Raw genomic sequence first — 13,606 nt, 5'->3', positions numbered from 1 at the left:
ATGCCCGAGATCCGTTCCCCCCTGCCCGGCTCCTTCTACCGGCGCCCCGCCCCCGGCCAGCCGCCCTTCAAGGAAATCGGCGACCGGGTGGAACCGGGCGACGTCATCGGTCTCGTCGAGGTCATGAAGAGCTTCAACGAGATCCGGGCCGACGTCGGCGGAACCATCCTGAGCTTCGCGGTGGAGGACGAGGAACCGGTGATGGCCGGCGCCGTCCTCGTCGAGCTGGAAGGCTGATCCCGATGACGATCCGCCGCCTGTTCGTCGCCAACCGCGGCGAGATCGCGGTGCGGATCATCCGCGCCGCCAAGAGCCTGGGGATCGAGACGGTCCAGGCCTATTCCGAGGCCGACCGCGAGATGCTGGCGGTCAAGCTCGCCGACCAAGCGGTTTGCGTCGGCCGTCCTGCGGCCCGACACTCGTACCTCGATGCGGCAGGGCTGGTGGCCGCGGCGCGGACCGCAGGCTGCGACGCCGTCCATCCCGGTTACGGTTTCCTGGCCGAGAATGCCGAGTTCGCCGACATGGTGGAAAGCTTCGGCATGGTCTTCGTCGGGCCGAAGGGTGAAACCATCCGCCGCATGGGCGACAAGGCCGCCGCCCGCGAGGCCGCCATCGCCGCTGGGGTGCCGGTGGTGCCGGGGTCGCAGGGCCGCGTCGCCGACATCGACGCCGCACTCGCCGCCGCCGGGACCATCGGCTATCCGGTGATGATCAAGGCGGCGGCGGGTGGTGGCGGGCGCGGCATCCGCATCGCCGAGACACCGGACGAGCTTCGCCGCCTCGCACCGCAGGCGCAGTCGGAGGCCCAGGCCGCCTTCGGCGACGGCGGTCTCTATCTGGAGCGGGTCATCGAGAACGCCCGCCACATCGAGGTGCAGATCCTCGGCGACGGCGACCGGGCGATCCATTGCTTCGAGCGCGAATGCTCGCTTCAGCGTCGCCGCCAGAAGGTGTGGGAGGAGGCGCCGGCCACCTGCCTCGACGAGGCCACCCGCGCACAGCTCTGCGCGTCGGCGGTGGCGCTGGCCGAAAGCGTCGGCTACCGCGGCGCCGGCACGCTGGAATATCTCTACGACGAGCCGTCGGGCGCCTTCTACTTCATCGAGATGAACACCCGCATCCAGGTCGAGCATCCGGTGACCGAGATGATCACCGGCATCGATCTGGTGGCGGCAATGATCCGGATCGCCGGGGGCGAGCCGCTGCCGGTGACCCAGGATCGGGTGACGCGGACCGGCCACGCCATCGAGGTGCGCATCAATGCCGAGGATCCGGCCGCCGGTTTCCTGCCCTGCCCCGGCACCGTCGAACGGCTGTCCGTGCCGACCGACCCGGCCGTCCGCTTCGATGGGATGATCTACGAGGGCTACACGGTCCCGCCCTTCTACGACTCCCTGCTCGGCAAGCTGATCGTGCACGGCGCCACCAGGGACGAGGCCATCGACCGCCTCGCCGCGGCTCTGGACGGCTTCACCGTCACCGGGCTGAAGACCACCGTCCCGCTGCACAAGGCGCTGGCCGCCGATCCGGATGTCCGGGCGGGCAAGGCGCACACCCGGTTCCTGGAAGGCTGGCTGGCCGGGAACCCCGCTTTCAATTCCCAGAAGGCCGCGCAATAGGAGCACCGGATGCAGACCCGCTATTCCTACGGTGGCGACGAGCACATCTTCGTCGAGATGGACGAGGAGATGTCGCTCGAAGCTTTCTTCAAGAGCATGTCGATCACCAACGCGCTCCGCTCCGCCTATATCGAGGGCGTCACGGAGATCTGCCCTGCCAACGGCAGCTTCCAGGTCAAGTTCGATCCCGACCGCATCGCTCCCGATGACCTGATGGGCCGGCTGCGGACACTGGAGCAGGCGGCGGACCGGGCGGAGAAGCGGCTGGAGACCCGGATCGTCGAGGTGCCGGTCTACTACCGCGATCCCTGGACCACCGAAACGCTGATGCGCTTCCGCGAGCGGCACCAGGATCCGCAGAGCACCGATCTGGACTATGCGGCACGCGTGAACGGCTACGACACGGTGGAACAGTTCATCCACGCCCACCACGCCTCGCCCTGGTTCGTGTCGATGGTGGGATTCGTCGCCGGCCTGCCCTTCCTCTACCAGCTGGTCGAGCGGTCGCGGCAAATCCAGGTGCCGAAATACCTGCGCCCGCGCACCGACACGCCGAAGCACACCATCGGCCATGGCGGCTGCTTCGGCTGCGTCTATTCGGTTCGCGGCGCCGGCGGCTACCAGATGTTCGGCATCACGCCGATGCCGATCTACGACCCGACCCAGAAGGTCTCCTACCTGCGCGACTTCATGGTGTTCTTCCGCCCCGGCGACATCGTGAAATGGAAGCCGATCGACCGCGAGGAATACGACGCCATCACCGCCGACGTCGCGGCCAACCGCTATGAGCCGCGCATCCGCAAGGTCACCTTCGACCTCGACGGCTTCAACGCGGACATCGACGGCACCAACCAGCGGCTGATGGAGACCCTCCATGGCGTTTAAGGTTCTCAACCCCGGCCTGCTGACCACCGTCCAGGATCTCGGCCGGCCCGGCTATTTCCATCTCGGCATCCCGATGTCGGGCGCCATGGACCGCTACGCCCTGCGCGCCGCCAACCTGCTGGTCGGCAACCCGGAAGGAGCCGCCGCCCTGGAAGCGGTCTTCATGGGGCCGCAGCTGGAGTTCGAGGTGGACGCCACCGTCGCCGTCACCGGCGCCGACCTGCCCGCCCGCGTCGATGGCGAGCCGCATCCGGCCTGGACCGCCTTCCCGGTGCGCGCCGGACAGGTGCTGTCCTTCGACTATCTGAGGGGCGGCGCCCGCGCCTACATCGCGATCTCCGGCGGCATCGACACGCCGCCGGCGCTGGGCAGCCGCTCCACCTACATCATCGGCGCGCTCGGCGGCTATCACGGCCGGGCGCTCGCGACGGGCGACATGGTTCCGCTGGGCAAGCCGGGGGCGTTCCGCCACGGCACCGAGGTTCCCGAAGCGCTACGCCGCACGGTGGGCAAGAGCGCCGAACTGCGCGTTCTGCCCGGCCTCTACTGGCGTCTCATCACCGAGGAGGCCGGGCGCAACTTCTTCGAGGACAGCTGGAAGGTGGCGCCGGAGGCCGACCGCATGGGCTACCGGTTCCGCGGCGGCCGCCCCTTCACCTTCGAACCGCGCGAACAGCCCTTCGGCGCCGGCTCCAACCCGTCGAACATCGTCGATGCCTGCTACCCCTACGGCTCGATCCAGGTGCCGGGCGGCACGGAGCCCATCGTCCTGCACCGCGACGCCGTGTCGGGCGGCGGCTATTTCACGCTGGGCGCGGTGATCTCCGCCGACATGGACCTGATCGGCCAGATGCAGCCCCACACCGGCGTGCGCTTCGTCAAAATCGACATGGAACAGGCGCTGGCCGCCCGCGCCGACGAGGCCCGGCGGCTGGACCTGCTACGCGAAGCCCTCGCGTGACCGGCCGGGAGGCGGCAGCGGCCCGCCGCCTCCCCCCAACTCTTTTATAGCTCTTTTAAAAACATCCCCCGTCCGTCCCATCCCATGCCGTGGAGACCCCTCGCATGAACGCCCTCGCTCGCGCTCTTGTCGCCGCCACAGTCCTTGGAAGCAGCTTTGCCGCCCTGCCGGCATCAGCCGCCGAGTGGTTCCCCTATCCGGCGGTGGAGGTGACGCCCGCCTTCTCCGCCGACGGCCGGCCGAAGGACATCTCCTACAGCCCGTTGCCGAAGGCCGCGAAGAAGTGGGACATCTGCGTGTCCTTCCCACACATGAAAGACGCCTATTGGCTGGGCGTCGATTATGGCGTGGTCGAGGAGGCCAAGCGGCTGGGGGTGAAGGTCAATGTGGTGGAGGCCGGCGGCTACACCGAGCTGAACAAGCAGATCAGCCAGATCGAGGACTGTGTCGCCCGCGGCGCCAACGCCGTGGTGATCGGCGCCATCAGCTTCGACGGGCTGAACAATCTGGTCGCGGAGCTGGCGAAGAAGAACATCCCGGTCATCGACGTCATCAACGGCATCTCGTCCCCGGCGCTCACCGCCAAGTCGCTGGTCTCCTTCCACACCATGGGGGCCGAGGCCGGCCGCTATCTTGCGGCCAAGCATCCGGCGGGCAGCCCGCCGGTGAAGGTCGGCTGGTTCCCCGGCCCGGCCGGCGCCGGCTGGGTCGAGGCCGCCAACAAGGGCTTCATGGAGGCGGTGGCCGGCTCCGCCGTGCAGGTGCTGGAACCACGCTATGGCGACACCGGCAAGGAGGCGCAGCTGCGGCTGGTGGAGGACGTGCTGCAGGCGACGCCGGACATCAAATATGTCGCCGGCACCGCGGTGACCGCCGAGGCGGCGCAGGGGCTGCTGCGCGAACGCGGCCTGAGCGACAAGGTCGGGCTGATCGCCTTCTACATGACGCCCGGCGTCTATCAGGGCATCAAGCGCGGCTTCATCCAGGCGGCACCGGCCGATTCCATGGTCATCCAGGGCCGGATCGCCATCGATCAGGCGGTGCGCGCGCTGGAGAAGACCGATCTGGTCCGCCATGTCGGCCCAAAGATCTTCGTCGTCGACAAGAGCAATGTCGGCACGGTGTCCCGCGACACCATCCTGCCGCCGGACAATTTTGCCCCCGTTTTCAGCGTGAAGTGACCTCCCAGCCCCCATGCGGACGGGCCCGACGGTCCGCATGGGCGGCATTCCACCCGGAGCACGCGCATGTCCCCTCCCGTCCTGATCCGGACCGTTGCCCTGACCAAGCGCTATCCAGGCGTCACCGCGCTGGATCGCGTCGATTTCGATCTGCGCGCCGGCGAGGTGCATGTGCTGTTCGGGGAGAACGGCGCCGGCAAATCGACCCTCATCTCGCTGCTGGCCGGCGTATCCGCCCCCAGCGAGGGCGAGATTCTGGTGCGCGGCCATCATGCCCGCTTCACCGGCGTCGCCGACGCCCGAGCCGCCGGCATCTCCGCCGTCTTTCAGGAATTCTCGCTGGTCCCGACCCTGACGGTGGCGGAAAACCTGTTCCTGGGCGACGAGCCACGCAAAGGCCCGTTTCTCGACCGCCGGGCGATGCGGCGCAAGGCCACCGCCCTGTTCGCCGACCTCGATTTCGCCATCGACCCCAGGCGGCTGGTCGCCACGCTGAGCCGCGCCGAGCAGCAGATGGTCGAGATCGCCAAGGCGCTGCACGGCGAGGTCGGCATCCTGATTCTGGACGAGCCGACGGCCTCGCTGACCGACCGCGAGGTCGATCACCTCTTCGCGGTGATCGCCCGCATGAAGGCCCGCGGCGTCGGCATCGTCTACATCTCGCACCGAATGCAGGAATTCGCCCGCATCGCCGACCGTGTCACCGTGCTGCGCGACGGCCGGCGGATCGGCACCGTGGCGATGGCCGACACCAGCGAAGCGGCCCTGCTGGAGATGATGGCCGGCCGCGCCATCGCCGAGATCTACCCGTCCATCGCCCACAATCCCGGCGAGGTCCTGCTGCGGACGCAGGGGTTGCACGCCTGGGGTGTCCATGGCGTCGATCTGGAGGTCCGCGCCGGCGAAGTGCTGGGGGTGGCCGGCCTCGTCGGTTCCGGCAAATCGCGCAGCTTCCGGGCATTGATGGGCCTGCTGCCGGTCCAGGCCGGCCGGGTGACGGTGCGGGGACGCGACGTCACCGGTGCCTCGACCCGCGACCTGATGCGGGCCGGCCTCTGCTATGTACCGCCTGACCGCAAGACCGAGGGGTTGCAGTTGGCCTTCAGCACGCGGGACAATCTGGCGCAAGGGGAGCTGGCCGGTACGCCGAGCCGCTTCGGCCTGCTGCCCTGGCAGCGCATCCGCAGGCGGTGCGAGGCGACCGCCGAACGGGTCGAGCTTCCGGTCGCCTATCGCGGCCGGGCGGCCGGCCAGCTGTCCGGCGGCAATCAGCAGAAGGCGTTGTTCGGCCGCGCGCTCGGCCGCGACTACGACCTCTACATCTTCGACGAGCCGACCGTCGGCGTCGACATGGGCGCCCGCGCCGCCATCTACCGCCTGATCCGCGAACTGGCGGAGGCCGGCAAGGCGGTGGTGGTGATCTCCTCCGACCTGCCGGAGGCGATGAACCTCGCCCACCGCCTGCTGGTCTTCGCCCATGGCCGCATCGCCGCCGAACTGGAGGGCGACGCCATCGGCGAGGCGGCCATCCTCTCCCATTTCTTCGACCCCCTTCCATCGGCTTCCGCCCCATCGGTTTCCGTCCTCGATCAAGAAGCGAGACTGCCCGCATGAGCGCCACCTCTGCCGCCTCCCCGCCGTCCGGCGCTGCTCCGGTCCCCGCTCCAGCCACCGTCCGGTTGCGCTTGGCCGGACGGGCGCTGTTCATCCGGCTGGGCGTGCTGCCCTTCTTCCTGGCTGCCGCGCTGATCGTCTTCGCGCTGGCATCCGACCGCTTTCTGACCACGGACAACCTCGTCAACGTGATGCGCCAGTCGGTCTATCTGGTCCTGGTGTCGCTGGGGCAGATGATGGTGCTGATCACCGGAGGCTTCGATCTGGCGGTCGGGGCGACGGTCGCCCTCACCTCCGTCGTGTCGGCGCTGGCGATGGCGGCGCTCGGCCAGATGTTCCCGGATGCCCCTATTCTGGTGATCGCGCTCGGCGCGCTGGCCGGATTCGCGGTGGCGGCGCTGGTCGGTCTGGCGAACGGGGCCGGCGTCGCCCTGTTCGGCGTCTCGCCTTTCATCATGACGCTGGGCGTCAGTTCGGTGGCGGCCGGCGGGTCGCTGTTCCTGACCGGCGGCGTCCCGGTGTCGGGACTGCCGGCCGAGTTCGCCGACCTGTTCGGCTTCGGCCGCTGGCTGGGCATCCCGGTGCCGGTGCTGGTCGCCGCCGTGGCCGTCGCCATCGCCTGGGTGGTCATGACGCGCACCCGGACCGGCGCCCACCTCTATGCCGTGGGCGGCAATATCAAGGCGGCGAAGCTGTCGGCCATCCACACGGGCCGGACGCTGGTCGTGGCCTATGTCCTGTGCGCCCTGATCGCGGCGCTGACCGGCCTGCTGCTGACCGCAAGGGTGGAATCGGGCGAGGCCAATCTCGGCGGGACGCTGGCGCTGGAGTCCATCGCCGCCTGCGTGATCGCCGGCGTGTCGCTGCGCGGCGGCATCGGCCGGGTCGAGACCGTGGTGCTGGGCGCCTTCTTCATCGTGCTGGTGCAGAACGGCATGAACCTCGCCCAGATCGGATCCTACCTGCAGATGGTGCTTCTCGGCGGGCTGCTGATCCTGGCGGTGATCTTCGACCAGATCCGCTATCGCATGATGATGACCGCCTGAGCCACGTTGCCCGGCACGTCGCCTGCCGATTCCGTAGAAAAACCACTTCAGCATCCAAACTGTTACCGGGGCGTTTAGATTTTCTTCAGTGAATCGCTGTGTTATTGCAGTTGCCACAAGCAAATGCAGCGCCGGCGAAAGGTCCCAGATGCCTGACACCCTGAAGGCCGACGCCCCGTCCGCCCCGCTCCTGACCATTCCCGACGCACTCGCTTCGGAAGCCGCGGCGGTGATGCTGAGCGGCGACCCGGGCGCGTTGAAGGCCGTTCAGGGGAAAATGGCGGCGGCCCTGGCCGGACAGGGCCTGCCGGAGTCGTCGGCGGGCACGCTGGTCGATGGCTGGATGCATGACTTCACCGCCGGGCTCGGCGCGCAGGCGACGCCGGATGCCGCCATTGCCCAGGCGAACCGGATCGCCGCCGGTGCCGCCGCGCGGATGGCGCAGGCGACGCAGGAAGCGGCCTCGCTGACCGGCGAGCAGCGCATCGCCAGCGCCTTGGCGCAAGGCCAGGGACACGGAACGGAAGCACTGACCGCAAAGGGCACGGCATCCGACCTGTCCGCTGCCCTGTTCAACGGGGTGATGGACCCGCTCGCCCGGCCGGCGGGTGCGGCGGACCCGATTGCCGCCCTGTCGCAGGCCCTCAATTCGCCGCCGTCCCCTACGGTCACACCAGTGGCGGCACCGCTTTCCCCGGCCGAGCAGCTGACCGCCGCCCTGGCCTCGGGCTCCGGCGTTCAGGAGGCGGTGAAGGCGGTGGGGGCCGGGCAGAACGGCCACTTCGCCGACACGCTGGAACGCGCGCTGTCCAGCGGCGCCGACTCCACCGCCGCCGTGACCGCAGCGAAGGAAACGAGTGCCAACAGCGAGGCCCTGACCCATTCCACCACGGTCGGACAGTCCGAAGGCGCCCGCATGCTCGCCGCCCTGTCCTCCGGCGGTGCGGAGCCCCACGCCGCCGCGAACGGTGCCGCCTTCGCCAGCGTCCTCAATGACGCCCTGACGCAGGGGGGATCGCCGGATGCCGCCCTCGCCGCGTCGGTCAGGGCGCAGACGGAGATGACCGCCAGCCAGAACGCCGCCGCCGTGCCGCCCAAGCCGACCGACGCGCTGGTGGCGTCGCTCGCCTCCGGCCGCAATGTCGGTGAAACCGTCAAGTCCTTCGCCTCGGCCGCCGGCATCGACCCGACCGCAGCCGGCGGATTCGGGCAGGCCCTGGGCAGCGCCCTGTCCAGCGGGCACGAGCCGTCCGGCGCCCTGGGCACGGCACGCCAGGACGTCGCCGCGGCATCGTCCCTGTCGGCCGAGACGGCGAAGGGGGTGAAGGCCGATCCGCTCGTCACGGCTCTCGCCAGCGGGCAGAATGTCCAGCAGGCCGTTCAGGCCCTCGGCGGCTCCGGCGCCGCCTTCAGCGCGGCGCTCGGGCAGGCCCTGGCGGAGGGACGGCCCGCCGGGCAGGCGCTGGCGGCAGCCCGTCAGGCCGCCGACACCGTCCAGCAGAACACCCAGGCCAGCGAAGTCCCGGTGTCGGCGCAGGACAAGGCGATTGCCGACCTCGCCAACCCCGACAAGGCGGCAGCCCCCAAGGAGGCCGGCGAAGCCAAACAAGCTGCCAAGGATGCTGCCAAGGACGGGGCCCAGCACAGCGACAGCGCCGACGGTAAGGCCGCCGAACAGGTGGCCGATGCGCAGGCGAAGGACGACGGCGGAAAGGAAAAGGACGGGAAGGACGCCAAGGCGGACGATAAGGCGGGCGACAAGGGCGATGCGAAGGCCGACGCCAAGGAAAGCACCGGCGACAAGCCAGCGCCCGATGCATCCGCCGATGGAAAGCCGGCGGCACCGGACGCCTCCCCGCAGGCGGCAAAGCAGGCGGCGTTGAGCGATGCCGCGCCCAAGGCCATCAGCTTCGATCTGCCCGGCACGACGGACAAGGGCACCGCCACGAGCGACGCCGCCGCCCACTCCGCCACATCGACGGACGCACGGCCGGCCGTCTCCGCCCCCTCGGTGACGAAGGCGCTGAGCACCAGCGATGCCTTCGCCGTCGCGGCGCAGAGCCAGCAGCGGGCGGTGCAGTCGGTGGTCCGTGCCGTCGAAAACGCGTCGTCCGACACCTCGGGCACCACCACGCCGACCGTAACGCCGACGCTGCCCGCCACCCCCACCGTCCCGGCCGAGCACCACGCCGCGGCACCGACCCTGTCGGCATCCTTCGACGCGGCGGCCCTGGCGAAGGCTCTGGCAATCGCCGAGGGAAGCGCCGCTCCGGCCGGCTTCACCGTCTTCCACCTGATCGAAGCGATGTTCCGGCCCGGCGAGACCGGCAGCAGCGTGGTCGGCGTCGCGGTGGTGGCGAACCAGGGGTCGCAACTCGGCATCTGGCAGTACAGCGTCGACGGCACCAGCTGGAGCGCGGTCGGATCGGTTGCCGAAACGGCGGCACTGGTGCTGCCGGGCAATGCCCTGCTGCGCTTCCTGCCAGCGGCCGGGGCCTCGGGACAGGCGCCCGCCCTTGAACTGCGGGCCGTCGGGAACGAGTGGACCGGCGGCTTCAGCGGCGCCGAGCACCGGCTGTTCACGCTCGACGGAACCGGAGGCACCACGCCCCTGTCCTCCGATGTGGCAAAGCTGTCCATCGACGTCACCTCCGTCAACGGCGCCCCGGTGGCGACCGGCGTGCAGGCCGTCCTGGACGCCGTGGCGGAGGACAGCGGCAACCCGGCCGGCGCCTCCGTCTCGACCGTGTTCGGCAAGCTGTTCTCGGACCCGAGCGATGCGGTGTTCAGCGCCACCGGCGACGGTTTCGCCGGCATCGCCGTGGTCGCCAATCCCGGCAACTCCGCCCAGGGCGAATGGCAGTACTGGAACGGAAGCAGTTGGGTCGCGGTCGGCGCGGCGTCGGACGGCAATGCCCTGCTGCTGTCCGCCGAGACCATGCTGCGCTTCCTTCCCGTCGCGAACTGGAACGGGCAGCCCCCCAGCCTGACGGTGCGACTGGTCGACGATTCGGCAGGCGCCCTCGTCAGCGGCGACCGCGTCGACCTGAAGAGCCTCGGCGTCGGCGGCATCACCCCCTACAGCGTGTCGGCCATCCAGCTCGACACCCGCGTGACCGCCGTCAACGACGCCCCGATCGCCACCGGAACGACGGCGACGCTGGCGCACATCGCGGAGGACGCCGCCAACCCCACCGGGGCGACCGTTTCCACCCTGTTCGGCAGCCTGTTCTCCGACCCCACCGATGCCGTCGCCGGCGGATCGACGGCGAATGCCTTCGCCGGGGTGCTGGTGGTCGGCAACGCCGCCACGGCGACGCAGGGGTTGTGGCAGTACTGGACCGGAAGCAGCTGGGCCGACATCGGCGCGGCAAGCGCCGGCAACGGCCTGCTGCTGGCCGCCGGCACCGCCCTGCGCTTCCTGCCCGCCGCCGACTGGAACGGCACCACCCCGGCCCTGACCGTGCGGCTGGTGGACAATTCGCTGGGAGCGATCACCAGCGGCGAGCATGTCACCGCGACCGCGGGCGGCGGAACCAGCCGCTTCAGCGCCGGCACCATCACGCTGAGCGGCAGCGTCGATGCCGTCAACGACGCACCGGTCGCCACCGGCACCGCGGCAACCCTGCCGGCCATCGCCGAGGACACCGCCGATCCGGCCGGGGCCACCGTCACCAGCCTGTTCGGCAGCCTGTTCTCCGACGCGGCCGACGCAGTGGTTGGAGGATCGTCGGCCAACGGCTTTGCCGGGATCGCCATCGTCGGCAATGCGGCGACCGCGACGGAAGGCGTCTGGCAATATTGGACCGGCACCGCCTGGGCGGCCGTGGGCACGGTGTCGGAAGGGTCGGCCCTGGTGGTCGCCGCCGCAGACCTGCTGCGCTTCGTACCTGCGGCCGACTGGAACGGCACCACCCCGGCCCTGACCGTCCGGCTGATCGAACAGGGCGCCGGCACCACCGCCACCGGCGGCCATGTCGACCTGACGCACGGCGTCGGCGGCAGCACGGTCTACAGTGCCGAGACCATCGCGCTGACCGGCAGCGTCACGCCGGTCAACGATGCCCCGCAGGTCACCGCCGACACCACGGCGCTGTCGACGGTGAAGGGCGTGGCGGTCGCGGTCACCGGCCTGTCGGTGTCGGACATCGACGCCGGTTCGACTCCGCTGCTGGTGACCCTCTCCGCCGGACACGGGACGCTGACGCTCGCCGATGGCGGGACGGACGCCGTCATCACCGGAAACGGCACGGACACCGTTACCATCCGGGCGACGCTCGCCACCATCAACAGCCTGCTGGGCGCCACCAACGGGCTTCTCTATACCGCGACTTCCTACACCGGCGCCGACAGCATCCATGTCCTGGTCGACGACCAGGGCGGTGGCGGCGCCGGCGGACCGCTGACCGCCAGCACGTCCGTCGCCGTGACGGTGGCGCCGCCGAACGCCTCCCCGGTCCTGGCCGACACCGACCTCTCCCTTTCCGTTGCAGGCGAGGCCCTCGCCGCGCCCACGGCGGGAACCGCGGGCATCGCCGTGTCGACGCTGGTCGGCCTGAACGGCAGCGGCCCGGCGAACGTCACCGACGGCGACACCGGTGCGGTCACCGGCATCGCCCTGGTCGGGACCAACGAAGCCTACGGGCATTGGTGGTTCTCGACCGACGGCGGTTCGAGCTGGAGCCTCGTCGGCGCCGTCAACGACAGTGATTCCGCCCTGCTGCTGCGCTCGACCGACCGGCTCTATTTCCAGCCCAACGCCTCGGTTCCCGGCACCATCAGCGGTGCCCTGACCATCCATGCCTGGGACCAGACCAGCGGGACCGCCGGCACCAAGGTGACGATGGACACCGGCGCCGGCAGCGCCTTCTCCACCGCGACCGACAGCGTGACCCTGCACCCCGGCGTGCTGGTTCCGAACGGCTCCTTCGACAACGGGCTGACCGGCTGGACCTACACCGGCGGCGCAACAGTCGGTTCGACCGGCGACGGCCATGAGGCAACGCTCACCTCGGCGAGCGGCCAGACGCCGACCCAGCTGGAGGATTTCCTCGGCCTCAGCCATGGTTCCATCGCCAGCGCGACCGGGACGGTGCCGTCCGCCGGCCATGCGATGAAGCTCGGCACGACCGTGACGGTGACGCAGGACACGACGCTGACCTTCGACTGGTCCTTCACCTTCTCCGACAACGCCTCGTACCACGACTTCGCCTTCGTCAGCGTCAATGGCGTGGTGACGCTGCTGGCCAAGGAGGCGAGCGCCAGCGGCAGCTTCAGCGTGGTCGTTTCGGCCAACAGCACCCTGTCGCTCGGCTTCGGCACATCCGACACCGGCGACAACAGCGTCAACCCGATCCTGCGCGTCGACAACATCAAGCTGACGACGGTCGCCAGCGATCCCATCGTGCTGGATATGACCGGCCACGGGCTGGCCCTGCGGCCGCTGTCCGACGGCGTCCATTTCGATGTGACCGGCGACGGCGTCGCCGACAGCACCGGCTGGATCGGGGCCGGCAATGCCCTCCTCGTGCAGGACAGCAACGGGAACGGGCGGATCGACGATGCGCACGAACTGGTCTCGGAACAGTTCGGCAGCGGCTTCAACAGCAGCCTGGAGGCGCTCGCCTCCCTCGACCGCAACCATGACGGCCGCCTGGATGCGACCGACGAGACCTTCGCCACCCTGAAGGTCTGGCAGGATGCGAACGGCGACGGCGTGAGTCAGGCGACCGAGTTGCGCGGACTTGCGGAGGCCGGCATCCGCTCCATCGCCACCACCGCGAGCCCGAGCGACGCCAGCCTGGCCGGCAGCCGCATCCTCGGCACCACCAGCATGACGATGGCTGACGGCAGCAGCCATGCGGTGGCCGGCGTGGCCTTCGATGTGAAGGCCGCCTCCGCCGCTCAGGTTCAGGTCCAGCCGCAGGCGATAGCATCGGGTACCAATTTCACGGCTCTGCTGACATCAGGCCTGGGCCTGCCTGCGGAAGGTACGGTTGTACCGCAAGATTCTTTCTCTCATTTGTCGGATTCGACTGCGGCATCTCACGTCTTCGATCAGCACCATTCACAAAACGCCGATACACAAAGCGTGCATCATATCACAACACCCTAATGCTACTGACAGATTTAGAGGATTTATTAGGAATTTGAACACTGTTTTGTCTTAAAGCCCTATAAGGGTTGTCGGCTATGTTCGCCATTGTCGCAAGCCCGTAAGCTTTGGTCGATGGCGAGCCCCAGGACCCCCATGCGTAAATCCTTCATTTCTATTGCGGTCTTGCTTCCGCTGATCGC

8 protein-coding genes are annotated in these 13,606 nt (G+C 69.3%); all 8 read left to right on the top strand.

Features of this window, described 5'->3' with window-relative positions:
- The 8 genes from ABNQ38_RS05870 (at position 1) to ABNQ38_RS05835 (ending at position 13,424) form a co-directional block, all read left to right on the top strand.
- The gene (locus tag ABNQ38_RS05870) at positions 1-237 is read left to right on the top strand and encodes an acetyl-CoA carboxylase (RefSeq protein ID WP_098738303.1); all 237 of its coding nucleotides are present in this window, start codon (positions 1-3) and stop codon (positions 235-237) included.
- 5 nt (positions 238-242) lie between these two features.
- Positions 243-1,622, top strand: a complete 1,380-nt coding sequence (locus ABNQ38_RS05865; protein WP_377806174.1) for an acetyl-CoA carboxylase biotin carboxylase subunit — start codon at positions 243-245, stop codon at positions 1,620-1,622.
- Positions 1,623-1,631: 9 nt separating this feature from the next.
- Positions 1,632-2,507 carry an allophanate hydrolase subunit 1 gene (locus ABNQ38_RS05860; RefSeq protein ID WP_377806173.1) on the top strand — a complete coding sequence of 292 codons (876 nt, stop codon included), beginning with the start codon at positions 1,632-1,634 and terminating at the stop codon, positions 2,505-2,507.
- On the top strand, positions 2,497-3,468 hold the full coding sequence (locus tag ABNQ38_RS05855) for a biotin-dependent carboxyltransferase family protein (protein WP_377806171.1): 972 nt from the start codon (positions 2,497-2,499) through the stop codon (positions 3,466-3,468). The genes ABNQ38_RS05860 and ABNQ38_RS05855 overlap by 11 nt, the downstream gene beginning before the upstream one ends.
- Positions 3,469-3,572: 104 nt before the next feature.
- The gene (gene torT, locus ABNQ38_RS05850; protein WP_377806170.1) at positions 3,573-4,649 is read left to right on the top strand and encodes a TMAO reductase system periplasmic protein TorT; all 1,077 of its coding nucleotides are present in this window, start codon (positions 3,573-3,575) and stop codon (positions 4,647-4,649) included.
- Positions 4,650-4,715: 66 nt separating this feature from the next.
- On the top strand, positions 4,716-6,263 hold the full coding sequence (locus ABNQ38_RS05845) for a sugar ABC transporter ATP-binding protein (protein ID WP_377806169.1): 1,548 nt from the start codon (positions 4,716-4,718) through the stop codon (positions 6,261-6,263).
- Positions 6,260-7,309: an ABC transporter permease gene (locus ABNQ38_RS05840; protein WP_377806168.1), complete on the top strand. Its 1,050-nt coding sequence runs from the start codon at positions 6,260-6,262 to the stop codon at positions 7,307-7,309. Before ABNQ38_RS05845 ends, ABNQ38_RS05840 begins: the two co-directional genes overlap by 4 nt.
- 148 nt (positions 7,310-7,457) lie before the next feature.
- Positions 7,458-13,424, top strand: a complete 5,967-nt coding sequence (locus tag ABNQ38_RS05835; protein ID WP_377806167.1) for a hypothetical protein — start codon at positions 7,458-7,460, stop codon at positions 13,422-13,424.
- The last annotated feature ends 182 nt before the right edge of the window (positions 13,425-13,606 follow it).

Origin of the sequence: Azospirillum sp. A29 (assembly GCF_042604625.1) — a bacterium.
GTDB classification, from domain to species: Bacteria; Pseudomonadota; Alphaproteobacteria; order Azospirillales; family Azospirillaceae; genus Azospirillum; species Azospirillum palustre.
The sequence above is the reverse complement of the archived record's forward strand: the minus strand, read 5'-3'. Positions and strand labels throughout refer to the sequence as shown.